General features: G+C 76.3%; 26 protein-coding genes. 17 read left to right on the forward strand and 9 right to left on the reverse strand.

Features of this window, described 5'->3' with window-relative positions; genetic code table 11:
• The first annotated feature begins 107 nt into the window (after positions 1-107).
• Together ACI78Z_RS00925 and ACI78Z_RS00930 are read left to right on the forward strand one after the other, a co-directional pair.
• A complete protein-coding gene (locus ACI78Z_RS00925; protein WP_457034629.1) occupies positions 108-842 on the forward strand; it encodes an HpcH/HpaI aldolase family protein in 735 nt (244 codons plus the stop codon).
• A gap of 86 nt (positions 843-928) precedes the next feature.
• Positions 929-1171, forward strand: coding sequence for a hypothetical protein (locus ACI78Z_RS00930; protein ID WP_457034630.1), 243 nt, complete (start codon positions 929-931; stop codon positions 1169-1171).
• A gap of 10 nt (positions 1172-1181) precedes the next feature.
• Here the strand turns inward: ACI78Z_RS00930 and ACI78Z_RS00935 are convergent, their stop codons facing one another.
• From ACI78Z_RS00935 to ACI78Z_RS00945, 3 genes are read right to left on the reverse strand one after another with little or no spacing between them, the layout of a single operon-like run.
• Positions 1182-1541 carry a carboxymuconolactone decarboxylase family protein gene (locus ACI78Z_RS00935; protein WP_457034631.1) on the reverse strand — a complete coding sequence of 120 codons (360 nt, stop codon included), beginning with the start codon at positions 1539-1541 and terminating at the stop codon, positions 1182-1184.
• Positions 1538-1756, reverse strand: coding sequence for a hypothetical protein (locus tag ACI78Z_RS00940; protein ID WP_457034632.1), 219 nt, complete (start codon positions 1754-1756; stop codon positions 1538-1540). The genes ACI78Z_RS00935 and ACI78Z_RS00940 overlap by 4 nt, the downstream gene beginning before the upstream one ends.
• On the reverse strand, positions 1753-3039 hold the full coding sequence (locus tag ACI78Z_RS00945) for a glycerophosphodiester phosphodiesterase (protein WP_457034633.1): 1287 nt from the start codon (positions 3037-3039) through the stop codon (positions 1753-1755). Before ACI78Z_RS00945 ends, ACI78Z_RS00940 begins: the two co-directional genes overlap by 4 nt.
• 61 nt (positions 3040-3100) lie before the next feature.
• On the opposite strand from ACI78Z_RS00945, the gene ACI78Z_RS00950 reads away from it, so the two are divergent.
• A complete protein-coding gene (locus ACI78Z_RS00950) occupies positions 3101-3922 on the forward strand; it encodes an alpha/beta hydrolase (RefSeq protein WP_457034634.1) in 822 nt (273 codons plus the stop codon).
• A 172-nt stretch (positions 3923-4094) separates the two neighbouring features.
• Here the strand turns inward: ACI78Z_RS00950 and ACI78Z_RS00955 are convergent, their stop codons facing one another.
• On the reverse strand, positions 4095-4976 hold the full coding sequence (locus ACI78Z_RS00955) for a response regulator transcription factor (RefSeq protein WP_457034635.1): 882 nt from the start codon (positions 4974-4976) through the stop codon (positions 4095-4097).
• Positions 4977-5218: 242 nt separating this feature from the next.
• Here ACI78Z_RS00955 and ACI78Z_RS00960 point away from each other — a divergent pair, with 242 nt between their 5' ends.
• From ACI78Z_RS00960 to ACI78Z_RS00985, 6 genes are all read left to right on the forward strand, one after another.
• Positions 5219-6046, forward strand: coding sequence for an AfsR/SARP family transcriptional regulator (locus ACI78Z_RS00960; protein WP_457034636.1), 828 nt, complete (start codon positions 5219-5221; stop codon positions 6044-6046).
• A gap of 216 nt (positions 6047-6262) precedes the next feature.
• Positions 6263-6484, forward strand: coding sequence for a hypothetical protein (locus ACI78Z_RS00965; RefSeq protein ID WP_457034637.1), 222 nt, complete (start codon positions 6263-6265; stop codon positions 6482-6484).
• 120 nt (positions 6485-6604) lie between these two features.
• Positions 6605-7342, forward strand: a complete 738-nt coding sequence (locus ACI78Z_RS00970; protein WP_457034638.1) for an AfsR/SARP family transcriptional regulator — start codon at positions 6605-6607, stop codon at positions 7340-7342.
• Between the two features lie 105 nt (positions 7343-7447).
• On the forward strand, positions 7448-8224 hold the full coding sequence (locus ACI78Z_RS00975) for an AfsR/SARP family transcriptional regulator (protein WP_457034639.1): 777 nt from the start codon (positions 7448-7450) through the stop codon (positions 8222-8224).
• 273 nt (positions 8225-8497) lie between these two features.
• Positions 8498-8926: a hypothetical protein gene (locus tag ACI78Z_RS00980; protein ID WP_457034640.1), complete on the forward strand. Its 429-nt coding sequence runs from the start codon at positions 8498-8500 to the stop codon at positions 8924-8926.
• Positions 8927-9345: 419 nt separating this feature from the next.
• Positions 9346-9792, forward strand: coding sequence for a hypothetical protein (locus ACI78Z_RS00985; RefSeq protein WP_457034641.1), 447 nt, complete (start codon positions 9346-9348; stop codon positions 9790-9792).
• 161 nt (positions 9793-9953) lie between these two features.
• On the opposite strand, the gene ACI78Z_RS00990 is transcribed toward ACI78Z_RS00985, so the two are convergent.
• Complete coding sequence (locus ACI78Z_RS00990) at positions 9954-11369, reverse strand: S8 family peptidase (protein ID WP_457034642.1); 1416 nt, start codon at positions 11367-11369, stop codon at positions 9954-9956.
• Between the two features lie 47 nt (positions 11370-11416).
• Here ACI78Z_RS00990 and ACI78Z_RS00995 point away from each other — a divergent pair, with 47 nt between their 5' ends.
• Together ACI78Z_RS00995 and ACI78Z_RS01000 are read left to right on the forward strand one after the other, a co-directional pair.
• A complete protein-coding gene (locus tag ACI78Z_RS00995) occupies positions 11417-14044 on the forward strand; it encodes a CHAT domain-containing protein (protein ID WP_457034643.1) in 2628 nt (875 codons plus the stop codon).
• Between the two features lie 167 nt (positions 14045-14211).
• A complete protein-coding gene (locus ACI78Z_RS01000; RefSeq protein ID WP_457034644.1) occupies positions 14212-14664 on the forward strand; it encodes a hypothetical protein in 453 nt (150 codons plus the stop codon).
• Positions 14665-14674: 10 nt separating this feature from the next.
• On the opposite strand, the gene ACI78Z_RS01005 is transcribed toward ACI78Z_RS01000, so the two are convergent.
• Complete coding sequence (locus tag ACI78Z_RS01005) at positions 14675-15247, reverse strand: RNA polymerase sigma factor (protein WP_457034645.1); 573 nt, start codon at positions 15245-15247, stop codon at positions 14675-14677.
• 185 nt (positions 15248-15432) lie between these two features.
• On the opposite strand from ACI78Z_RS01005, the gene ACI78Z_RS01010 reads away from it, so the two are divergent.
• On the forward strand, positions 15433-15771 hold the full coding sequence (locus ACI78Z_RS01010; RefSeq protein ID WP_457034646.1) for a hypothetical protein: 339 nt from the start codon (positions 15433-15435) through the stop codon (positions 15769-15771).
• A gap of 207 nt (positions 15772-15978) precedes the next feature.
• Positions 15979-17187 carry a phosphoglycerate dehydrogenase gene (gene serA / locus ACI78Z_RS01015; protein WP_457034647.1) on the forward strand — a complete coding sequence of 403 codons (1209 nt, stop codon included), beginning with the start codon at positions 15979-15981 and terminating at the stop codon, positions 17185-17187.
• Positions 17188-17236: 49 nt separating this feature from the next.
• Here the strand turns inward: serA and ACI78Z_RS01020 are convergent, their stop codons facing one another.
• A complete protein-coding gene (locus ACI78Z_RS01020; protein ID WP_457034648.1) occupies positions 17237-18181 on the reverse strand; it encodes a hypothetical protein in 945 nt (314 codons plus the stop codon).
• 222 nt (positions 18182-18403) lie between these two features.
• On the opposite strand from ACI78Z_RS01020, the gene ACI78Z_RS01025 reads away from it, so the two are divergent.
• The 3 genes from ACI78Z_RS01025 (at position 18404) to ACI78Z_RS01035 (ending at position 20700) form a co-directional block, all read left to right on the forward strand.
• The gene (locus tag ACI78Z_RS01025) at positions 18404-18670 is read left to right on the forward strand and encodes a hypothetical protein (RefSeq protein WP_457034649.1); all 267 of its coding nucleotides are present in this window, start codon (positions 18404-18406) and stop codon (positions 18668-18670) included.
• Between the two features lie 208 nt (positions 18671-18878).
• The gene (locus ACI78Z_RS01030; RefSeq protein WP_457034650.1) at positions 18879-19604 is read left to right on the forward strand and encodes an ANTAR domain-containing protein; all 726 of its coding nucleotides are present in this window, start codon (positions 18879-18881) and stop codon (positions 19602-19604) included.
• Between the two features lie 121 nt (positions 19605-19725).
• The gene (locus ACI78Z_RS01035) at positions 19726-20700 is read left to right on the forward strand and encodes an anti-sigma factor RsbA family regulatory protein (RefSeq protein WP_457034651.1); all 975 of its coding nucleotides are present in this window, start codon (positions 19726-19728) and stop codon (positions 20698-20700) included.
• A gap of 72 nt (positions 20701-20772) precedes the next feature.
• On the opposite strand, the gene ACI78Z_RS01040 is transcribed toward ACI78Z_RS01035, so the two are convergent.
• Both ACI78Z_RS01040 and ACI78Z_RS01045 read right to left on the reverse strand, forming a co-directional pair.
• Positions 20773-21033 carry a DUF1876 domain-containing protein gene (locus ACI78Z_RS01040; RefSeq protein ID WP_457034652.1) on the reverse strand — a complete coding sequence of 87 codons (261 nt, stop codon included), beginning with the start codon at positions 21031-21033 and terminating at the stop codon, positions 20773-20775.
• Positions 21034-21152: 119 nt separating this feature from the next.
• Positions 21153-21653, reverse strand: coding sequence for a single-stranded DNA-binding protein (locus ACI78Z_RS01045; protein ID WP_457034653.1), 501 nt, complete (start codon positions 21651-21653; stop codon positions 21153-21155).
• A gap of 180 nt (positions 21654-21833) precedes the next feature.
• On the opposite strand from ACI78Z_RS01045, the gene recD2 reads away from it, so the two are divergent.
• A complete protein-coding gene (recD2, locus tag ACI78Z_RS01050) occupies positions 21834-24074 on the forward strand; it encodes an SF1B family DNA helicase RecD2 (RefSeq protein ID WP_457034654.1) in 2241 nt (746 codons plus the stop codon).
• Positions 24075-24077: the final 3 nt, after the last annotated feature.

Genomic DNA, 24077 nt, shown 5'->3' on the forward strand with positions numbered 1-24077 from the left:
CGGTCGCGCGCGCCGGGGCCGCCGAGCAGGATCGTCCCCGGCCCGGTCCCGGGTGCGCCGTCCGGCGCCGCCGCCGGAGTCCCGAGCCGGGGAGGGGGAGGCCCGGGATGGCGGTCAGCGAGGTCGACCTGCGGCGGCGGTGGTCCGCCGGGCAGGCGTGCCACGGCCTGTGGAGCCTGCTGCCCGGCGTGGTGACCGGCGAGGTGCTGGCGCGGACCGGAGCGGACTACGTCGTGGTCGACCTGCAGCACGGCGCCACCGCCGAGGCCGAGCTGCCGGGTGTCGCCGCGGCGATCGCCGGGGCGGGCGCGGTGCCGCTGGTCCGGACCCGCAGCCCCGGCTTCGCCGACGTCGGACGCCCGCTCGACCTGGGCGCCCGCGGCGTCGTCGTGCCCAACGTGCGCGACGCCGACCACGCCCGCGAGGTCGTCGCGGCCTGCCGGTACGCCCCGGCCGGGGGACGGTCGATCGGACGCCTCTCCGGCGGGGCCGACCGGCCCCTGGCCGTCGTGATGGTCGAGACCGCGACCGCGCTCGACGACCTCGACGCCGTCCTCGCCGTCGCGGGGCTGGACGGCGTCTACGTCGGTCCGGGCGACCTGTCCCTGTCCCTGGGGCTGACCGGCGACGAGCGCCGGGAGGAGCTGCGCGGCGTGCTGTCCTCGATCATCGCCCGGTCCGCCGCCGCGGGCGTGCCCGTCGGGGTCCACGCCTCCAGCGGCGAGGAGGCCGCCGGCTACGCCGCCGAGGGCGCCACGATCGTCACGGTCGCCGTCGACACCGTCTCCCTGACCGAGGCGGGGCGGCACCACCTCGGCGTCGCCCGCGGCCACCCGGCCTGACCGTCCGCGCGGTCGGCCCCGGACGGCGTCGACGAGCAGGCGGAGCCGGGGACATCATCAGGGTGCCGCCGAGGAGCACCACCGGCGTGGCCGAGGACGTTCGCAGCCCGGGAACGGGGGACGGAGGCGCGGCGATGGCACGGAGCGACTTCCACGTGGCGCTGGCCAATGCACTCGATCTGGCCATGCCCCCGGAGGTGCCGCAGGAGTACGACCTCGAGGCCGTGGTCGACCAGAGCATCGCCCTGCTGGAGCGGGCGGGGTGGCGGTTCACCCGCACCCGGCCCACCCGGACGCCGTCCGCGCCGCCCCCGCAGCGACCGGCGTGACGGCCGCCGGTCAGCCCTGCTCGGGATCGGTATCGTCGGCGAACTCCCGGAAGGCGGCGAACGCGCGCGGGCCGTACACGGTGCCCGGTCCGCCGTTCATGGCGATCGCGACGCCGAGGGCCTCGGCGACCTCCTCCTCGGTGGCGCCGGTGCGGGCGGCGCCGCGGGCGTGCGAGGCGATGCACCCGTCGCACTCCTTGCTGACCGCGATGGCGAGCGCGATGAGCTCCTTCGCCTTCTCGTCCAGTGCACCCGCGGCGTACGCGGCGGCGTGCAGCTGGCGGTAGCCGGCGTAGACCTCGGGGATCGCGCGACGCAGCGCGCGGGCCGGTTCGCGGAGCTCGTCCTGGACGGCGTGGCCGTGGCTCATGGCGGCATGGTGTCAGCCGTCGTCCCGCCGGGCTCGGTGCACCCGGTGTGGTGGTCGGCCTCGGCGGCGAGGACGGCCTCCTCCCGGCTGGCGAACGGGCCTCCCGAGCGGCCGTCGGCCCGGCAGGTCCACCGGTAGCCCTCGCGCGTCTGCTCGATGAGGTAGCCCTCCGGGTCGGAGGGGCCGTGGCCCGGGCGTTCCCACGGGTCGGTCATGCGAACTCCACGTCCTTGAAGCGCACCCCGGCGAGCGCGCCGCCGAGGTGGACGACGGGCACGGGGCGGTGGGTGGCGTCGGCGACGGTCACGGTCTCGGCGACGTCGCCGGCGCGGGTGAACAGGAGGTCCGAGCCGGTGACGGTGATCCGGAGCGGCACGTAGGTGCCCATCCGCAGCGGCGCCCCCGTCGAGGACGCCAGCGCGGTGGCGACCCCCTCGACGACCCGGTGGACGTCCAGGCCGCCGTCCGCCCGCAGGCAGAACCGGTAGCCGTTGACGCCGGCCGACGCGGCGGACGACGGCCGGTACGGGTGGTCGTCGGTGCTCAGGAGGACCCACCCGCCGCTCGTGCGGCCGTCGGCGCAGGTCTCGTCCACTCGGAGGGCCAGGCGCAGCGTGAACGCGGCCGGGTCCGGCGGCGCCAGGAACCCCATGAGCGTGGAGCTCGCGGTGGCGGAGACGTCGACGCCCCAGGAACCGTCGTCCGCGTGGAACCGGCCCCGGTCGGTGTCCGCCAGCATCCCGGGCAGCCAGACCTGACGGGCGAACAGGTCCGCGGTGCGCCGCGCCGCGTCCCCCGCGATGTAGACGGGGTCGTCGGAGAAGAGCGCGTCCACCCCGTCGGCGACGAGGACGTCGCGGGAGTGCCGGCGGTTCACGGTGTGGCAGGCCACCTCGATCCCCGCGGCGTGCGCTCGGGCGCACAGCCCCGGGGTGACCGAGCCCGCCTCCGGTCCGATCCAGTTGATGCCCTCCGCGGCGGCCCGGTCGACGTCGGTGCTCCCCAGCCAGATGACCCCCCACCCCCGCGAGCGCGCCAGCCGGCAGTCGGCCAGCGCGAAGGACTGGAGCAGGACGGACGCCGGGCTGATCCCGCGCCGGACCAGCGCGTCGATCATCGGCCGCATCGCGTCGCGGCTCTTGGCCTCGCAGCAGAGCAGGACGCGGTTGCCGAACTCGGTGAGCACCTCCTCGAACAGCGGAGGGCGCAGCCCGTTCGGCCAGCCCCCGCCGAGGATGTCCGCGGCGTCGATGTCGAGCTGTTTCCAGGACACCGCGGTGTGGTCGGCGACGTTGCCGCTGGAGGTGGTCATGCGGTCCACGGTGCCGTCGTGCATGACACCGAGGCCGCCGTCGGCCAGCGTCGACACGTCCTGCTCGATGACCGGCAGGCCCTGGCCGACCGCCACCCGGTACCCCTCCATCGTGTGCTCCGGGACCTGCATGGCCCCACCGCGGTGGGCGATGACGAACGGCCGGCGCAGGTCGGCGAACTCCACGGGGGGATCCTGACGCGCGGCGGGGGTGTGCGGTGCGGCCGCCGGCCCCCGACCATGGGCCGTGCGCTCCGTGCTGCGGGCGGCGCTGGTCGTCGCGGTCGTGTTGGCTGTGCTGGTGGGTCTGTTGTGGGCGGTGCAGCGGCGCCTGGTGTACCTCCCGCACGGCGGCCCCGTGCCCGCGGCCGCCGACGTCGTCCCGGGCGGCCGGGACGTCCGGCTGACCACCGCCGACGGCCTGAGCCTGGGTGCCTGGTTCGTCCCCGGCCCGACCGCCGACGCCCCCGCCGTCCTCGTGGCCAACGGCAACGGCGGGCACCGGGGTCTGCGGGCGCCGCTGGCACGGGCACTGTCGTCGGCCGGACTGGCGGTGCTGCTGTTCGACTACCGCGGGTACGGGGGCAACCCGGGCAGCCCCAGCGAGCAGGGGCTGGCCCTCGACGTGCGGGCCGCACGCAGCTACCTGGTCGAGGAGGCCGGCGTCCCCGGGGACCGGCTCCTCTACTACGGCGAGAGCCTGGGCTGCGGCGTGGTGACCGAGCTGGCCGTCGAGCACCCGCCGGCCGGGCTCCTGCTGCGGTCGCCGTTCGTCGACCTGGCCGCAGTCGGGAGCGAGCACTACCCGTTCCTCCCGGTCCGGCTGCTGCTGCGCGACCGGTACCCGGTCGCCGAGCGGGTCGCCGGGCTGCGGGTGCCGACGACGGTCGTCTACGGCGGCCGGGACGCGATCGTGCCCCCGGCCCAGAGCCGGCGGGTCGCCGACGCCGCCGCGCAGCTGCACCGCCGCGTGGAGGTGCCCGGCGCCGACCACAACGACCGCGTCCTGCTCGACGGCGAGCTGCTCGTGGACGCCGTCGCGGAGCTGGCCGCGCTGACCACGGGGTAGCCGGCCGCCGCGCTCGACCTGCCGGACCGGGGAGCGCTCGTCCCGGGGATGCGCGCCGACCTCGTGCTGGTCCGTGGCGACCCGGAGGCCGACACCACCCGGACACGGGAGGTCGCGCAGGTCTGGCGGGTCGGGCACCCGGCGACCTGACCGCCGGCAGCGGCAGGGGACGTCAGAGCCCGGGGGTGCTCCGCCCGGCGGGCACGCCGGCGAGGAGCTGCCCGCCGCTCCGGGGGGAGGGGATGCGCACCGGGGCATGGGGGGCTCCGCGCCGTCTCCCGGGCTCGGGAGGCGGGGGCAGCAGGCCGGCGTCCCGAGCCCGCTGGACCGCCATCAGCCGGTCGCGCACACCGAGCTTGCGGTACAGGTGCTCGAGGTGCTTGTGCACCGTCCGGGGCGAGGTGTCCAGGCGGCGGGCGATCGCCTGGGCGGTGAGGCCCGCCCCGAGGAGGGTGAGGACGGCGAACTCGCGGTCGGTCAGCCGGGTGCCCACGGCGCGGTCGTACCGCTCCTCCGGCACGTCCCGCAGCACCCGGTGCTGTCCGACGATCGCGGTCAGCACCGGGAGCACCAGGGCGGCCAGCGCGGCATCGGCGTCGCCGTAGTCGTCGTCGGGGCGGCTCACCACGTAGGCCTCGATCCCCTCGCCCACGCGGAGCGGCAGGGCGAGCTGGTGGGTTATGCCGAGGGGGCGGGCGAACGCCGACCACTCCGCGCGCATCCCCGGACCGGCCACCGCGTGGGGCACCCGGCCCAGGATCTGCGGTGCGGAGCTGCGCGTGACGGCGTACCAGCGGATCAGCGGCTGGGTGGTGGCGTCGGGGAGCAGACCGGACGGCGGCGTCGTCGGCAGGAAGCCGTCGGGCCAGCCACCGACGACGTGGTCCACCCACGCGCCGTCCACGACGTTGCGCGAGCAGCAGGCCGCACCGAAGGACGTGAGGAGCAGGTCCGCCACCCGCGCGTGGGGGAACTCCCGTGCCCCGGGCCGCCCCTGCAGGATGTCGCCGACCAGCTCCAGCCACGCGGCGTGACACGTCGTGGTGCCCGGCACGCAGCAGAGCGTAATCCGTCCGCACCGGATCGTGGAGGTCGTCGCGCCCCGGTGGCCGGTCCGGGAGGCGGGTGTGGTCCCGCCGTGACCGGCCGGTGCGTACGCACAACTGCGTACGGTCCCGGCGCGCGGACGTGAATAGCGTTCCCGTCGCCGCTCACGGGCACGCGGCCGGGGGATACCGTCGTCTCTCCGGTGCTCCTCCTGGACGGCTGTTCGATCCCACAGGAAGGACGACCTCCGTGGACCGCCCACCAGCCACCCGCGTCACCCTGCTCGACGGATTCCACCTCGAGGTCCCCGGCCGGGAGCACCGGGCGGCCACCGACGACCTGCCCCGGGGCGTGCAACGGCTGGTGGCCCACCTCTGCCTGTCCTGCCGGCCGACCCGGACGGCGACGGCCGGACACCTGTGGCCCGACGTCCGCGAGGCACACGCCCACGGCAGTCTGCGGTCGGCGCTGTGGCGGCTCAACAAGGCGGCGCCCGGCCTGATCGAGGCGTCGGGCAGCGCGCTCCGTCTGGCGGCGGACGTCCGGGTCGACGTGCGGGACCTCGGGAACTGGGCGCGGCGGGCGATCGCCCCGCCCGCAGGGGCCGACGACGTCGCGGTGCCCGACGCGGCGCTGCTCGGTGACCTCCTGCCCGGGTGGTACGACGACTGGGTCCTCCTCGAACGGGAGCGGCTGCGCCAACTGCGCATGCAGGCCCTGGAGGCGGTGGCCGCGAGGCTCGCCCTCCTCGGTCGCCACGGCGAGGCCCTGGAGGTCGCGTACGCGGCGGTCCGCGCCGAGCCGCTGCGGGAGAGCGCGCACCGGACGGTGGTCCGGGTGCACCTGGCCGAGGGCAACGTGGCGGAGGCGATCCGGGCCTACGGGCTCTTCCGGACCATGCTGCGGGACGAACTGGACGTGTCCCCGACCGAGCAGATGACCCGGCTGGTGCAGCACATCCCGCGGCTGCGCCGGGTGCCGGCCGCGCCGCACCTCCCTGCCGGGGGAGTCCACGTCCGCTCCGGGGCGGCCATCCCGTCGCAGTCGAGGGCGACGACCGGCCTGACGCGGGCGTAGGGGGACGAGCCCCGCCGCCGCACCGGAGGGCCGGGCGGGACGGGGCGCCGGCGCACCACGGGCACGGGGGTGCCCGTGGTGTCGGCGCATCATCCGTACGGGGGACTGCGCCACGCAGCGTGACCACCCAGCATGGGTCTTCGCACGTTGACCGCGGTACGCGGGCATCGGACAGCGGACTCTGCAACGCTGCGTAGTACCCCGTGGGAGAGAGACGTGGTCGACGACCCGAGTGCGGCACTGCTCATCCGCGTGTGGCTCGAAGGCCCCGGCGAGCTCAGGGCGCGGCTCCTGACCGTGCAGGCCACCGCCGAGACGCCCGCGGAGGACGCGACGGTCGCCGTGGCGTCGTCCCCGGACGACGTGCTCGCCGCCGTCCGCGCCTGGCTCGACGGCTTCGTCCGGGACGCCGTCGACCCGGACGACGCGAACGGCTGAGTTCCGCCCGGGGTCTCCGCGCCACCGAGGGGCGACAGCGGGCAGTTGGACCCTGACCATCCGTCCGCGCCCTGCCTATCTTCCGTGTCGTCGCACCGTCGACGGGAGGGGATGGTCGACGTGGGGGTCGATGCGCGTGCCCGGGTGACGCTCCTCGACGGGTTCGGGGTCCAGTTCGGCGCCGGGAACGGTCGGCCGGGGGTGGGGGAGCTCCCGCACGGCGTGCAGCGTCTCGTCGCCCACCTCTGTCTGGCCGGGCGGCCACCCCGGTCGACGGTCGCCGGTGTGCTGTGGCCGGAGGTCCCCGAGGACCACGCCCACGGCAGCCTCCGCTCGGCCCTGTGGCGGCTGCAGAAGGCGGCGCCCGGCCTGGTGGCCGTGTCCGCCGGTCGCCTCTCGCTGGCCGACGGTGTCGGGGTGGACGTGCGGGAGCTCGACGACTGGGTGCGGCGGGTGCGGGACCCACGGTCCTCGATCGACGACGTCGAGCTGCCCGACGCCGGCCTCCTCGGTGAGCTGCTCCCCGGGTGGTACGACGACTGGGTCATGCTCGAGCGCGAGCGGGTGCGGCAGGTGCGCATGCACGCCCTCGAGCAGGTCGCGGCCCGGCTGGCGGCGGCCCGGCGGTACGGGGACGCGCTCCAGGCCGCCTACGCGGCGGTGCGCGCCGAGCCGCTGCGGGAGAGCGCGCACCGGACGGTGGTCCGGGTCCACCTGACGGAGGGCAACGTCGCCGACGCGTTGCGGGTCTACGAGCGGTTCCGCGCGCTCCTGGCCGACGAGATCGGTGCTCGGCCCAGCGAGCACATGACGCAGCTGGTGCGGGGGATCCGCCCGCTGCAGCCGGTCGCGCGCTGACGCCCGCGCGGGGGCGCTCCGGTCCCCGCGGGTAGCGGGGTCGCGTGTATCACGTCGGCCGCCGTCCGCCTCTGCCGGTCGTCCACCGCTGCAGAGGGGATCTCCATGGACGCGCGGACGCGGACGACAGCGGCGTGGCCGGCCCCGGACCGACGTCCGGCGCCCCGGGTCGGCCTGCTGGACGGTTTCTCCCTCGAGTCGGCGGGCCGGGGGTCGCGGGCCGGTCGGGACGACGTCCCCCCGGGCGTGCAGCGGGTGGTCGCCTTCGTCTGCTTCGCCGGGCGGCCGGGCCGCTCGGCGGTCGCCGGCCAGCTCTGGGGCGACGTCCCCGAGGACCAGGCGCAGGCGAGCCTGCGCTCGGCGCTGTGGCGGCTGGGCCGCGTGGCCCCGGGGCTCCTCGACACCGCGGGCGGCGCCCTGGCCCTCGCCCCCGGGGTGCACGTCGACGTCCGGGAGCTGATCGCGTGGGCGGCGGCCGTCCGGGACCCGCGGACCCCCCTCGACGACCTGACCCTCCTGCCCCCGGACCTGCAGGGCGACCTGCTGCCCCGCTGGCACGACGACTGGGTGCTCATCGAGCGGGAGCGGCTGCGGCAGCTGCGGCTGTACGCGCTGGAGACCCTCGGCGCCCGGCTGGCCGCGGCGGGCCGGCCGGCGGAGGCGGTCGAGGCCGCGCACTTCGCCGTCCGCAGCGAGCCACTGCGGGAGAGCGCCCACCGCCTCCTGGTCCGGGTGCACCTGGCCGAGGGCGACGTGGCCGCCGCCGTCCGCACCTACCAGCACTTCCGGACGATGCTGCGCGACGAGCTCGGCCTCGACCCGACCGACCGGTTCACCCGGCTGGTCCAGCACCTGGGCGGAGCGCACCGGGCCGCCTCCTGAGAGCGGTTCTCGGGTTGGCTGACAGAGGTGGTCGACAGACGAGATCGCGTGATGTCGCACGCTTCGAGGCGTTCAGCCGTGCGAGATCACGCGATCCCGCTGCCGCGCCAGCACGACCCGTCAACCAACCGGCACACCGCTGTGACAGCGGTGTATCAGGCGACCCGGCGGCTCCCTCTGTCCGGAGCAGGCGCGGGGTCCGGCCACGATCGGGGGGGTGGCCGGCCTCCGTGGCCGCGCCGACCGCGCCCGAGCACCCGGGGAGGCCCCTCCATGTCCGGTCAGCCACCTGGCGTCGACTCCCGGCCCGGCGAGGTGCCGTACGGAGACCTGCTCACGGGCCTCCGCCGGTACCTCCGCACCGAGGGTCAGCGCCACCTGGACGACCCGAACGTCTGCTCCGTCGGCATCGGTCACAAGGTGGTCGACGGCCGCCGCACCCCGGTGCTGTCGGTGCAGTTCATCGTCGAGGAGAAGGAGGCCGAGCCCGAGACCCTCGCCGCGCTGGGGACGACCCCGGTGCCGGAGGCGATCACCATCGCGGGGATCCGGGTGCCGACCGACGTGCTCGAGCGCCGCCGGCAGCCGGCCCTCGTCGGCCTGCCCGGTCCCGCGGGTCGGCCGACCCCGGTCGGCCGGCGGAGCCGGACGACGCCGCTCTCGGCGTCCCGTTCCGGCGTCAGGCTCTCGCTGGTCAGGTAGGACCTGGCGGGAGCGGGGTCCCACCCTCCGGCCGCCGGGACGTCGTCGAGGACGCTGCGCGTTCGTCGGACGGTCGGCCGGCCTCAGGCCAGTTCCGTGCCGCCGCAGCGGCGAGATCGGCGGTCTCGCACGGCTCCCGGCCTCGACGCGTGCGAGATCGGCGGTCTCGCCCGTCGACCTGCCCCCGACCGACCCGAGAACCGCTGTCAGGGCGGGTCCGTGCCGCGCGGGAAGCGCGGCGCGGCGATGCGGGGGATGACTGGAGTACTCGCCGCCGCGGACGGTGACGGAGCGCGGGAGCCGCTGGTACCGACGCGGCGTCGGCCGCGCCCCGGCAGGTATCACCGGACCCTGCCGGTGCCTCTCCTTCGCAGCACCCGGTCCGCCGGGGAGTCCGCGAGAGGTGCTGGAGGTGGGTCGTGCCCACGAGTGAGCAACCGTCGTCGCCGTTGCTGCGCGCCCTCGGGAGGGCGGCCGACCTGGGCCGTGCCGACGGGCGCCTCGCCGTCGGCATCGAGCCGGTGGGGGAGCCGGTCCCGATGGGCTCGTGGTGCCACGGGCTCGCCCCCGACGAGCTCGCCGACCTCGTCTGGGACGCCGCAGCGGGGCCGGCACCCGCCGGGGTCGTGCTCAACGCCCCGCTCTGGTACGCGCAGGGCTTCCGCGAGGCCCTCGCCGGCGCCCGGGACCAGCTGGCCGGCGTGCCGCGTCCGCGCGAGGGCGTGGGAACGGGCACCGACGAGCCCGGCCGTGCGGGACCACCCCGGCCGTGCGGCGACCGACCTCGACCGGGGGACCGCCCGACGGTGGAGGGGGAGGCGGGCCAGGACCGCCGGGACCGCATCCCGGCCCCGCGGCAGCCGTGACCGCCGTCCCCGCGCGAGGCACCGGCGTGCACCGACCGGTGCCCGGAGGGCTGGGGCGCGACTCGGCTCCCCCGGGACGACGAGGGCGGGCACCCCGCGGCGCGCATGCCGAGGGCCGGCCTCCCGGGACGGTCGTCCCGGGAGGCCGGCCCCGTGCGTGGTCAGACCGGGAGGATCCGCAGGGGGACGCCGTACCCGTCGAGCTCCTCCGCCCCGTTCGCCTTCTCGGAGTACTCCCTCGCCCCGGCGAGCAGCGCGTCGAGCGCCTCCTTGGCCGTCGCGTGCTCGCCGTCCCGCACCATGCGGACCACCGCGCCCGCCACCTGGGGCGCGGCGAAGGAGGTCCCGCTCCAGGTGGCCCACGAGTTCGGCCCGAAGGTGTCGGGGTCGAGCTCGTCCGATGCCGGCGCCTCCCTGCCGACGACGTAGGTGGAGACCACGCCCTGGCCGAGGGTGGAGCAGGTCACCCAGTCGCCGTGCGTGGACCACTCCGCGCCCACGACCTGCCCCTCGTGGTCGTCGTCCAGGCGCAGCGCGGCCACGGAGACGACGTGGTCCCGGAACTCCGGGTCGTCGGAGAAGGCCGCGGGCCAGCACCGGCGGACGTCGCCGTAGTTCCCGGCGGCGCAGATGACCAGCAGGTGACGGCCCTGCGCGCGAGCGGTGCCGATGGCGGTGCGGAGCGCCTCCTCCATCGCCAGCGGGGGCCGGTCGCCCGCGGTGAGGAAGCCGAGCGACAGGTTGACCACCTCCGCGCCCTGCTCCGCCGCGCGGACGATCTCCCGCGCCACCTCCACCTCGTCGCCGTCCCCCTCGGTGTTCAGCGCACGCCGCACGACCACCTCGGCCCCGGGCGCGACCTGCTGCACGATGCCGGTGGCGAAGGTGCCGTGCCCGGCCGCGCGGTCGAGGAAGTCGTCCGCCGGGACGACGTCGAGCAGGTCCAGGTTGTCGGTGCACGCGAGACCGGCCAGCCAGCCGTCGGCGCGCTGCTCCGCGCTCACGCCGTTGTCGATGACCACGACGCACGGGCCGGCCTGTGCCGCCTCGGGCGCGGGGAACTCCCACAGCCCACCCGCGCCCGGGCCGGAGGGCTCCGGACCGCCCGCGGCCTTCCGGATCGCCCCCAGCAGGGAGACGTGACTGGGCGCCGCCCGGTCCCCGGCCACCGCACGGGCCACGGTCCCGGACGCGCGCAGGCTGCGCGCACCCGCACCGACGGTCGCGAGCACGCAGAGCCCGTCCAGCCCGGGGATCGACACCACCTGCGGCGCGTAGTACCGCGACTGCAGCTCCGCGACGACGTCCTCGGCGTCCGCCCGGCGCACGACCAGCCGGTTCGGGGTGACGGCGATCCCGTCGTCGTCGTCGAGCTGGATGCGCGCCGGCCCGAGGCCGCTGCGCCGTTCCTGCAGGTCGGTCAGCGCCCGCACTCGGTCGGCCCGGCGCGCGTCCGGGGTGTCCGTCTCGGCGAGCCAGGCGGCGATCTGCGCCCGGACGGCAGCGCGCTGGGCGTCGATCTGCTCGTCGGAACGCCGGTCCGGTGGGGCCTGGGGGAACCGGTAGACGTCTGCCATGTCGCATCTCCTCCTCGATGCGCCGGGATCCGGGCACAATCCTCCCGGTGACCGGCGTCACCCTGGAAGAGCCGACCGGTTCCCTCCTGATACGCGCCCAGGAGGCCTACGACGGGGTCGTCGGGGACCCGCGGCGCTTCGCCCAGCTCGCGGCCGACGTCGTCGAGGAGGCCCGCCGCGCCACCGACACCGAGGCGCTGGTCGTCGGCCTGCGGGCCGTGGCCTGGGCGGCCCGCGCGCAGCGGGAGAACCGCCGGGCCCTGCGGGTGCTCGACGAGGCGGTCCGGCTCGCCCGACGTGCCGGGATGACCCAGCGGCTCGCGGAGCTGCTCGTCACCCGGGCGGCGGTCGTCCTCGAGCTGGGCCAGGTCGCCGCGGCCGCCCGCGACCTCGACCAGGCCGTGCTCGGCAACGGCGGACCGCCCCCCGAGGTCGAGTTCATGCGCGCCGTGCTGCTGCACAACCTCGGGCGGCTGGAGCCGGCGGCCGCCGCCTACCGCCGGGTGATCGCCCACCCGGCGGCCACCCTGGACAACCGGGGGAGCGCTGCCAACAACCTCGCCCTCGTGGCCGCCGCCCGCGGACGGTTCGACGAGAGCCTGCGCCACCTCGACCACGCGGAGGAGCTCGCCGCCGGCATCGGACCGTCCATGTACGCGTTCGTGGCGCACAACCGCGGGCTGGTCCTGGCCCAGAGCGGACGGCTCGCCGATGGACTGGCCCAGCTGGACCGCGCGACGGAGCTGTTCGCGCCGACCGGCGTGCCGCTCGGCGAGTACTACATGGAGCACGCCGACGTCCTGGCGGAGCTGCGGCTGCTGCCGGAGGCACGCGACCTGGCCGGGCGGGCCGCTGCCGACCTCGACGGCCAGGGCGTCCTGCTCCTCGCCGCGGAGGCCCGGTTGACCGTGGCGCAGACCGCGCTGCTGGCCGGGGACGCCGCAGCGGCGAGGGCGGTCGCCGGCGAGGCCGAGCAGCTGTTCCGCCGGCAGCGCCGGACGGCCTGGGCCGCCCGGGCGACGGTGCTCGCGGCCGAGGCCGCGCTCCTCGACGGGACCGCCGACGGGGATCTGGTCCGGCGCGCGTCGAGGGCCGCCGGGTTCCTCGACCGGTCGGGCATGCCGGTGGCCGCCGCGGCCGCCCACCTGGCCGCGGGCCGGCTGGCCGAGCGACTGGGCCGCCCGCGCGTCGCGCGGCGCTGTCTGGAGGTCGCGCGGGACCGGAGCCGGCGGGGTCCGGTGCTGCTGCGCCTGCGCGGACACCTGGCCGCCGCCCACGCCGAGCGGCTGGCCGGCCGGGACGACGCGGTCCTGCGGCACTGCCGCGCCGGGCTGGCCGACCTGGCCCGGCACCGCGCCGCGCTGGGCTCGACCGAGCTGCGGGCGCTCGCCTCCGGCCACGGCGTGGAGCTCGGCCGCCTCGGGCTGGAGACGTTGCTGCACGGCGGTTCCCCGCTGCGGGTGCTGGGGTGGATGGAGCAGACCCGCGCCGCGGCGCTGCTCAACGTGGAGCCACCGGCTCCCGACGAGCTCCAGGACGAGCTGGCCGAACTGCGCCTGGTGCACGCCGAGCTGGCGCAGGCGCTCCGTGAGACCGGTGAGGAGCCGGCCGAGCTGCGTGCCCGCCAGACCGCCGTGGAGGCCCGCATCCGGCGCAGCACCTGGCGGCGGTCCGGGTCGGGGGCGGGCCCCGCGCCCGTCTGCACGCCCGGTGGACTCCGCAGCCGGCTCGACGGCCGCGCCCTGGCGTCGTTCGCCACGGTCGGGGGAGAGCTCGTCGCGGTCGTGCTGCACGGCGGCAGGAGCCGCCTGGTCCGGCTCGGTCCCGTGCAGCCCGTGCGGTTCGAGTGCGACAACCTGCTCTTCGCGCTGCGGCGTCTCGGCCGCCCCGGCCGGGCGGCCGCGACCGCCGCCGCGCGGAGCAGCGCCGACCACGCGCTGCGGCGGCTCACCAGCCTGCTGCTGCACCCGCTCGAGCTGCCCGCGGACGTGCCGCTGGTCGTCGTCCCCGACCGGTCGACCCACCGCGTGCCCTGGCCGGCGCTGCACGACGCCCCCGTGTGCACGACGCCGTCCGCCGCGCTGTGGGCACGCACCCGCGCCGCCGGCCCCCCGTCCGCGGGCCGGGTGGTGCTCGTCGCTGGTCCGCGGCTGCCCGGCGCCGCCGCCGAGGTCCAGGCCGTGCGCCGGTCGTACGAGCAGCCCGTCGTCCTGACCGCGGACGCGGCGACGGTCGGTGCGACGACGGAGGCACTGGCCGGCGCCCGGCTGGCGCACCTGGCCTGCCACGGCCGGCTCCGGTCGGACAACCCGTCCTTCTCCGCGCTCGAGCTGGCCGACGGCCAGCTGACCGTGCACGAGCTGGACCGTCGGGGCATCGCCCCGCAGCGGGTGGTCCTGGCCGCCTGTGACTCCGCCGCCGACGTCACCGTCGCCGGCGACGAGCTGCTCGGGTTCGTCAGCGCCCTGCTGGCCCGGGGGACGACGGGCGTCGTCGCGAGCACGGTCGCCCTCCCCGACGCGGAGTCCGTGGACCTCATGGCGCAGCTGCACCGCGGGCTGGCGGCGGGCCGCACCATGGCGGACGCGCTGCACGCCGCCCGCGCCCGGCTGGACACCGCGGACCCGCGTCAGTTCGTCCACTGGTGCGCCGTCGGCGCCTACGGGGCGGGCTGAACCGTCGGCGCGGGTATCAGGAACGCGTCCACGGACTCTGATGGGGGACAGGCGCAGCAGGGGCCGGTCCGAGGGGGACGTCGGCAGCGGGTCTCGCCCCCGTCCTGGCAACCCGCGGCGCCGCGGGGCACCATGCCACTGCGGGCTGCGAGGGGAGGTGGCGGGAGATGACGGGACCGGGCCGGCACGAGGACGACGACCTGCTCGACGAGCTGCGCGCGGCGGTGCGCGCCGCCGGCACGCCCACCGCGGCGATGGCCGCCGCGGCCCGCGCCGCCTTCTCGTGGCGGACGGTCGACGCCGAGCTCGCCGCCCTGACGCACGACTCGCTCGTGGACGAGCCGGTGGGCGTGCGCGGTGCGTCCTCCGGCCCCCGTGACCTGGTCTTCGAGGGCCGGGAGCTGTCCGTGGAGCTGGAACGGGACGAGGAGTGTCTCGTCGGTCAGCTGGTGCCGGCCACCCCGGGGGAGGTGACCCTGCTCCGCCCCGACGGCGAGGTGGACCGGACCGACGTCGACGAGTGGGGCCGGTTCCGGTTCGAGCGGCCGGTGTCCGGCCCGACGCGACTGCGCTGTGCCACGCCGTCGGGCGTCCTGGTCACCGACTGGGTGCGCCTCTGAGGCGCGCGCCTCACACCTCCAGCAGTGCCTGCACCGCCTGGTGGGCCCGGATCCGCGTGAGCGCGCGGGCCCGCGTCGGGCCGATGCTCCCGATCGGCATCGCGAGGCGCCGGGCTATCTCCTCGTAGGGCAGGGGTGGGTCCTCGATGAGGAGCAGGAGGAGGGCGCGCTGGCGCTCGGGCAGCTCGGCGAGGGCGCTGAGCAGGGCCTCGTGCCGCTCGCTCTCGAGCAGGTCGCTGTCCAGGCCGGGGGCGTCGTCGTCCGGTCGGCTCCGCGTGTCGAGGTCGGCGGAAGAGACGACGCGGCGGCCCCGGATCACGTGCAGGCACTCGTTCCGGGTGGTGGTGACGATCCAGCCGGGCAGTGCCCTCGGTTCCCGGATGGCGCCGAGGTGCTCGATGAGGCGGAGCCACACCGTCTGGGCGACGTCCTCGGCCTCCGCGTCCTGCAGGCGGTGCCGGCGCACGATCGACACCATGAGGGGCATGAACCGCTCGACGAGGCGGTCCCAGGAGGCCGAGTCGCCGTCGAGAGCCCGGGCAACCAGCTCGGAGACCGCGTCCTCGTCCGCGTCGGGGTCCATGGACCGTCCCCCTTCGTTCCGGTACCCGCGTCAGCGTAGCGACGGGACCACGATGGCGTGACCGCCTTTCCCGGTCGCAGCGCCCGGACGGGGCCCCGGCGCCGTCCGGCTGCCGATGGACGTGCTCCGCCGGGGGATCCATCATGGGACGGACGGCATGGCAGGTGGTGCCACAGGGAGGACGCGTGACCGACCTCGAGCCCGTCGAGCCCGACGCCATCCTCGCCCGGGGTGCGCGTCCCGTCGTCCCCTCGGGCCGCCGGGCGGTGGCCGGGTCGACGCGGGGCCGCGGCATCGTCGCCTCGGGGATCCGGGCCCTCGCCAGCGGCCCGCTCCTGTCGGCCTCGGCGCTCACGGTCACGGCCGTGGCGGCGGCCAAGGCGGTGGAGATCGCCGCCCGCGTGGCCGGGTGGAGCCGGGCCCCGGTCCGGCCGGAGGTCATCGGCCGTGCCCCGACGGCGCCTGCGCCGCCTCCGACGCTCCAGGTCTCGTGGACCCACGTCGAGGTGCGCTGGCGCTGGTGAGCCGCGGCGCCGACCGCGCCCCCCCGCGGGGTGTGCCGGGGCCCGCGCTCGCCGGCGTGCCCCCGTCCGGTCCGTCCGGTCCGTCCGATCCGCCGCGGGCCTGCGGCCACCGGCGGTGACCACCCGGTGGTCACCGCCGGTCCACGGCGACGGGATACTCGTCGCACCGGGGTCCGCGGTGGTCCGCGGTCGAGGAGGTCCCTGGTCGTGCCGAGAGCCCTGCTGCTGGAGAACATCGACCCGGTGGCGGTCGACCTCCTCCACTCGACCGGCTACGAGGTCGAGTCGCTGCGGGGAGCGCTGGACGAGGCCGACCTGGTCGCCGCGCTCGACGGCGTCGACGTGCTCGGCATCCGGTCGAAGACCCAGGTGACCGCGGAGGTCCTGCACCGCCGTCCCGGCCTGGCCGCGGTGGGCGCGTTCTGCATCGGCACCAACCAGATCGACCTGGCCGCGGCGGCGGCCGCGGGGGTGGCGGTGTTCAACGCGCCGTACTCCAACACCCGCAGCGTCGTCGAACTGGCGATCGCGGAGATCATCAGCCTGGCCCGGCGGCTGGTCGACCGGGACCGCGCGCTGCACGCCGGCACCTGGGACAAGTCCGCCTCGGGCAGCCACGAGATCCGCGGGCGGACGCTGGGCATCGTCGGCTACGGCAACATCGGCAGCCAGCTGTCGGTGCTGGCCGAGGCCCTGGGCATGCGGGTGCTGTTCTACGACCTGGAGGACAAGCTCGCGCTGGGCAACGCGCAGGCCTGCGGCAGCCTGGAGGAGCTGCTCGAGCGCGCCGAGACCGTGACGCTGCACGTCGACGGGCGGGCGGGCAACGCGGGGCTGTTCGGCGCCGAGCAGTTCGCCCGGATGCGCCGGCGCAGCCTGTTCCTCAACCTCTCCCGCGGGTTCGTCGTCGACCACGAGGCGCTGCGCGAGCACATCCTCAGCGGCCACATCGCCGGGGCCGCGGTCGACGTGTTCCCCGACGAGCCGCGCGAGCAGGGCGACGCGTTCACCTCCGTGCTGCGCGGGCTGCCCAACGTCATCCTCACCCCGCACGTCGGCGGGTCGACCCAGGAGGCGCAGCGCGACATCGGGCGGTTCGTCGCCGGCAAGCTCGTCGACTACACCGGCTCCGGGACGACGACGCTGAGCGTCAACCTGCCCGCCGTGGCCCTGCACGGCTCCGCCGCCGCCCGGTTCGCGCTGCTGCACCGCAACCTGCCCGGTGTTCTGGCGCGCGTCGACGCGCTGGTCGGGGAGCACGGCATCAACGTGGACGGCCAGGTGCTGGCCACCCGCGGGGAGCTGGGCTATGCGGTCACCGACGTCAGCGCGGACCTGCCCCCGGACCTGCTGGCCTCGCTCCGGGCGCTGCCGGAGACCGTCCGGCTGACCACCTTCGAGCGCCGGACCGGCTGACCGGCGCGCCGGTCAACCGGTCCGGCGGCCCCGGGGCCGTGCCGGGCCGTCAGCCGCGGCTCGAGACGCTCCCGCGGACCCACCGGAGCGGTCCCCGGCGGTGCCGCCGGAGGGCCGGGAGATCCGGTCCGGTCGTCCGCTCGACCCCGGTGCGCAGGAGGGCCCGCCGGCGTTCGAGGTCCTCGACCTCGGACAGGAGGGATGCGCGGCGGGCGAGGGCGTCCCCGTCCAGGCGGTCCCGGCTCGCGGCCGCCTCGGCGTCCGCCCGGCGCCGCTCCTCGCGTGCGGTGACCAGCATCCCGACGACCTCGCCCTGCGCCTGCAACCGGGCGGCCGAGGCCTCGTCGCGCGCCACCTGCCGGATCCGCTCCGCGTGCTGGACGGCGCGCCGCTCGGTCGCCCGCAACTCCTCGAGCCGGGCCTCGGCGTCCGCGCGGGCCGCGGTGTCCGTCTGCCGCCCCCGCTCGACGAGCCGGGCGGCCTCCGCCCTCATCTGCCCGGCCGCGGCGACGGCCGCGGCGACCACCCGCTCCGCCTCGGCTCTCGCGTCGGCGAGCACCTGATCGGCCAGCGCGACCACCCGGTCGGCCTGCGCGGAGGCGGCCGTCCGGTCGGCCTCGGCGTCGGCCCTCATCGCGTCGGCCTCGTCGGCCGCGGCGGCGAGCACCGCCCCGATGCGACGGGACACCCGGAGGAACTCCCCGCCGCCCGACGAGTGGGCCAGCAGCTCCCGGGCCTCCTCGAGGGCGGCCAGCGTGGAGAGGTGGCGGGCGACCAGGTGCTCGCGTTCGCGGTCGGCGGTGGCGAGCTCGTCCTCCGCCCACCGGACGTAGGTGTCGACCTGGAAGCGGTCGTAGCCGGCCACGGCCCGACGGAACATCGGCGCGGCCTCGAGGACGGAGGGCAGGTCCCCGGAGACCGTCGGCCGCCGACGGTCCGCGGGCCCGCACGCCGGGCGGGCGGTCCTGTCGTCGGCATGCAGCTCGGCGCTCATCCCACCTGCCTCCCCACGCAGCCGCCGGTCGAGTGGGGGACGCTACGGCGCCCCGACCGGCAGAGCGGCCGTCGTCGTCCGCCGACCACCCGGAGGGGCGACGTCGGCTCGCGCGACCGGGCGCCGTGGTGCGGCGGCCGTGCCGGTGCGTGACGTCGCTGGGACGGGTGAGCAACGGGCGCCCGGCGTGTCGGGGCCGGTGACGGCGCGCACCCTCCTCCCATGACGCCCGACACGACACCACCGCCTCCGGGCAGCATGACCGTGCCGCCGCTGTCCGGGTGGGAGGACCTCCTGACCGTGCTGCTGCTCCTGATCGCCCTGACCGTGGCCTCCCTCGTGGTCGCGGCGTCGACGGCGCACGTGAGGGGGCGCTCGGAGTGGCAGGCGGAGCTGGACGCCCGGTCGAGCAGGCGCCGGGACGCGGCGACGGGCCCGCCGGACGCGCACCACCGGTCCGTCGAGCCGGTCGGGCCCGGGCCGGGCTGACCGCGGCCCCACGGGCTGCGGAACGGGACACCGGCTCCTCGCTGGTCCGCTCCCGGAGGGCGGCGGCGGCGAGTAGCGTGGGCCCCGCGTCGGGACGTCCCCGCCACGCCCGGCGCGGCCGGCCAGGAGCGATCGATGGCGGATCCCTGGGTGCGGGCTCCGGGGCCGAGCCCAGCCCGGTGGTCCGGCGAGCCGGAGATGGACGCCGATGTCCTCCGAACAGCGACCACAGCCGTTCAGCGTCGGTGCGGTCCTGGAGTACCTGGGCCGGTCCTCGCCCGACGAGCGACCGATGGAGGGTGTGCTGCAGCGCGTCACCGACCTGGTCAAGACCGTGATGCCCGGCGGCCCCGAGGCGTCGATCACCCTGCTGGTCGGGCAGTCCCCGTCCACCGTCGCGGCCACCGGACAGGTCGCCCTGGACCTGGACGAGGGCCAGTACGAGCGCGGTCACGGCCCCTGCCTGCACGCCGCCGCGACGCGGCAGATCACCGAGATCCCCGACACCCGCAGCGACACGCGCTGGCCGGAACACGCACGGCGCGCCGCCGAGCGCGGCACCCTCAGCTCCCTGTCGGTGCCGTTGGTCATCGACGACCCCCAGGTGTCCGGAGCGCTCAACGTCTACGCCAGGCCACCGAACGCCTTCGACGAGGACAGCCGGTCGGTGGCCAGCCGGTGCGCGCCCTACGCCGCGGTCGCCGCCGGGAACCTGTCCCTGTACCGACGCGCCCTGAAGCGGATGGAGACCCTGGAGGCGGCAGTGGCGTCGCGGGCGGTCATCGAGCAGGCCAAGGGCATCCTCATGGAGCGCCACGACGTGACCGCCGACGGCGCGTTCCGCATCCTCGCCCGGGCGTCGGTGCACACCCACATCACCGTGCGCCGCCTCGCCGAGCACCTCGTCCACACGGGAGAACTCCGCTGCCGATAGACATCCGCGCCGGCGGAGGGCCCCGTCTCCCGGGTCCGGCGCGGCAGGACCGGATCGCCTCGACCCCCGTCGCGGACCGGGGACTCCCCGCAACCCATGACCTCGACCCAGGGAGCGCCTGGTGAGCGGAAGCAGGACCGACGAGCCGGCGCGCGGGTCGGCCGGTGGCTACATCCACGACGCGCTGCTCTACGACTCGCCCGACGAACTGGCCGGCGCGGCCGTGCCGTTCCTCCTCGAGGGCCTCGCCGGCGGAGAGGCCGCCGTCATCGCCGCCGGACCCCGTACGGCCGGCGTCCTGACGGAGGCCCTCGACGGGGACCCGCGGGTCCACGTACTCGACCGCTCCGAGGTGTACCGCACGCGGACGCCCACGGTGGTCACGGCCTTCCGCCGGCTGGTGGAGCGCTGCTCGGCGGAGGGGATCGGCCGGGTCCGGGTGATCGGGGAGTTCGACGTCGGGCCCACCGAGCGCAGCTGGCTGGAGTGGCAGCGCTACGAGGCCGCGGTGAACGTCGCCCTCGCACCCTGGCCCCTGTGGGGTCTGTGCGTCTTCGACACCCGGCGCCTGCCCGAGCAGGTCCTCACCTCCACGTTGCGCACGCACCCGAACCTGGCCACCCCGGAGGGCCGCGCACCCAATCCGCTGTTCGGCGACCCGGTGCGGTACGCGCGCTCGCTCCCGGTGCCGGCCGAGCCGCTGGAGGAGACGCCACCGCGGCTGGCGGCACGGGACGTCTCGGACACCGTCGGCCTCCGGCACGCGGTCGCGGCCGTACTCGCCACCGTCGGCGCTCCCCGCGAGGTCCGCGAGGACTTCCTGCTCGCGGTCCACGAGCTGACCGCCAACGCCGTCCGGCACGGGTCCCCGCCGGTCGACGTCATGCTGTGGACCTCGGCCGACCGGCTGGTGGCCACCGTGAGCGACCGGGGACGCCGGTGGGACGACCCGCTCGCCGGCTACGGCCCGGCACACGGCGACGACCTGTCCCGCGGCGGCATGGGCCTGTGGCTCGCCCGCCAGCTCTGCGACCACCTCGACATCAGCCACCACGCCGACGGCGTCACCGTGCGACTGACGACGCACCTGCGCTGAGACACCGACCGGCCGTCATCGGACCGGCGCCGGATCCCCCGCGGGTCCCGTGCACCCGCAGGGGACCCGGCCTCACAGCACGGGGTGGGCCGGCTCGCCGCTGCTCTGCTCGATGTCCTCGGCGGCCACGTCGAGCAGGCGGTGACTCAGCTCCGACAGCGCCCGGGCGACCGCCAGCTCGTCCCCGATCTCCGGGACGTCACGGTCGGCGGGGTTGAGCCGCGCGAGCCCGGTGCCGGCGAGGGACTGGGTCCCGTCCGTGCGCAGACGGGCGACCGCACGGGTGCGGCCCTCGTGTTCGTCGATGTCGACCTCGACATGCCATGTCTTCACGGCGGCCATGACGTTCCCATCGATCGGGTGTGCTCCTCCATTGTGCTGCCGCAGGGGGGTCCCGAGGACGTCTCCATCCGCGGGAGCGGCGTCCCCCTGCGGCAGCAGGGGGACCGCTCTCAGAAGGGCGGCTCCTCGGTCAGGCCGTCGACCGGGGCCGCCCACGGGTCGGGTGAGCCGCTCCGCCCCGTCCCGGCACGGCCGTCGACCGCCCCGGCCCCGCCGCCCGGGCCGCCGGCCGGACCGGCCCCCGACCGGGCGACCTTGGTGACCGACGCCGTCGCGTAGCGCAGGGACGGGCCGATCTCGTCGACCTCCAGCTCGACGACGGTGCGCTTCTCGCCCTCCTTGGTCTCGAAGGACCGCTGCTTGAGGCGTCCCTGGGCCATGACCCGCGAGCCGCGGGTGAGCGAGCCCGCGACGTGCTCGGCCATCTGCCGCCAGCAGCTGCAGCGCAGGAAGAGCGCGTCGCCGTCCTTCCACTCCTGGGTCTGGCGGTCCAGGGTGCGCGGGGTGGACGCGATGGTGAAGTCGGCGACCGCCGCTCCCGAGGGCGTGAAGCGCAGCTCGGGGTCGCTGGTCAGGTTGCCGATGATGGTGATGACAGTGTCGCCGGCCATGATCCGGTCCTCCGTGGTGTCAGTGCATCGCTCAGGTGAGCGTCCGGAGGCTACGAGCCCCCACCGACAGTTCCCTGCTCGCCGCCCGGCGGACCGGGCCGCGCCCGCGAGCCCGCCGGGATGTCCCCAGGAGGTGTGACGATCGAGCGGGCGGAGTGCGGGGCAGCGAGGGGATGGCAGGTGGGGGAGGCGCGGAGCGGGGCGGTCCTGGAGGCGACGCTGGAGCGGATCACGTTCGCCAACGCCCAGACCGGCTACACGGTGGCCCGGGTGGACACCGGGCGGGGCGGTGACCTGGTCACCGTCGTGGGGTCGCTGCTGGGCGCGCAACCGGGGGAGACCCTGCGGCTGCGGGGCCGCTGGGGGGCGCACCCCCAGTACGGCCGGCAGTTCCAGGTGGAGGACTACACCACGGTCCTGCCGGCCACCGTGCAGGGCATCCGCCGCTACCTGGGCTCGGGGCTGGTCAAGGGGATCGGCCCGCGGCTGGCCGCGCAGATCGTCGACCACTTCGGCACCGACGCGCTGCGGGTGATCGAGGAGCAGCCGGCGCGGTTGACCGAGGTGCCGAACCTGGGCCCCAAGCGCACCCGGCTGATCACCGCGGCCTGGGAGGAGCAGCGGGCCATCAAGGAGGTGATGGTCTTCCTGCAGGGGGTGGGCGTGTCCACGTCGCTGGCCGTGCGGATCTACAAGCAGTACGGCGGCGCCTCGATCGGCGTGGTCCGCGCCGAGCCCTACCGGCTGGCCGCCGAGGTGTGGGGCATCGGGTTCAAGACGGCCGACACGATCGCCGCCGCGGTGGGGATCCCGCACGACAGCACGCAGCGGGTCGAGGCGGGGCTGCAGTTCGTGCTCTCCGAGGCGACCGGGCAGGGGCACTGCTTCCTGCCCGAGCCCGAGCTGACGGCCCGGGCGATCGACGTGCTGCAGGTCCCCGCCGACCTGGTGCGCCACTGCCTGGTCCTGCTGGTCGCCGACCAGGGGCTGGTCCGTGAGGAGCTGCCCCGAGCCGACGGCGAGCCGGACACGGTGGCCTACTACCTCGTCCCCTTCCACCGGGCGGAGGTCTCCCTGGCCGCGGGGCTGAAGCGGCTGTCGGCCGCCGGCGACGACCGGATGCCGGCCTTCGCCACCGTGGACTGGGACGCCGCGCTCGCCTGGCTGCACCGGCGGACCGGTGTGGACCTGGCGCCCGGTCAGCAGGAGGCGGTGCGCCTCGCGCTGACCGAGAAGGTCGCCGTCCTCACCGGTGGCCCCGGCTGCGGCAAGAGCTTCACCGTGCGCTCGATCGTGACCCTCGCGGCGGCCAAGGGCGCGCGGATCGTGCTCGCGGCGCCCACCGGCCGGGCGGCCAAGCGGCTCACCGAGCTGACCGGCGTGGAGGCGGTCACCGTGCACCGGCTGCTCGAGCTGCGCCCCGGCGGGGACGCCGCCTACGACCGGGAGCGGCCGCTGCAGGCCGACCTGGTCGTGGTCGACGAGTCGTCGATGCTGGACCTGCTGCTGGCCAACAAGCTGGTGCGGGCCGTCCCGCCGGGTGCGCACCTGCTCCTGGTCGGCGACGTCGACCAGCTGCCCTCGGTCGGCGCCGGCGAGGTGCTGCGCGACCTGCTCCGCGACGGCACCCCGGTCCCGCACGTGCGGCTGACCCAGGTCTTCCGGCAGGCCAGCCGGTCGGGGGTGGTGACCAACGCCCACCGGATCAACGCCGGCCGCCCCCCGCAGGTCCGGGGCCTCGACGACTTCTTCCTGTTCAGCGCCGACGACGCCGAGGAGGCCGCGCGGCTCACCGTCGACGTGGTCACCCGCCGCATCCCGGCCCGGTTCGGCCTCGACCCGCGCCGCGACGTCCAGGTGCTCACGCCGGTGCACCGCGGGCCGGCCGGCGCCGCCGCGCTGAACGAGCTGCTGCAGGAGGCGCTCACGCCCGCTCGCTCCGACCGGCCCGAGAAGCGCTTCGGCGGACGGGTGTTCCGCGTCGGGGACAAGGTCAGCCAGATCCGCAACGACTACGACAAGGGCGCGAACGGGGTCTTCAACGGCACCCAGGGCGTCGTCACCGCCGTCGACGGCGTCGAGCAGACCCTCACCGTCGTCACCGACGAGGGCGAGACGATCGCGTACGAGTTCGGCGAGCTCGACGAGCTGGTGCACGCCTACGCCGTCACCGTCCACCGCTCCCAGGGCAGCGAGTACCCCTGCGTCGTCGTCCCGCTGACCACCAGCGCCTGGATGATGCTGCAGCGCAACCTGCTCTACACCGCCGTCACGCGGGCCAAGCAGCTCGTCGTCCTCGTCGGCTCACCCCGCGCGCTCGGCCAGGCCGTGCGCGCCACCGGCTCCGGACGCCGGCACACCGCCCTGGCCTCCCGCCTCCGCGGTCGGCCGCCCGCCACCGGCTCCGCACCGACGGCGTGACGA

Source organism: Geodermatophilus sp. SYSU D01176 (assembly GCF_054050015.1).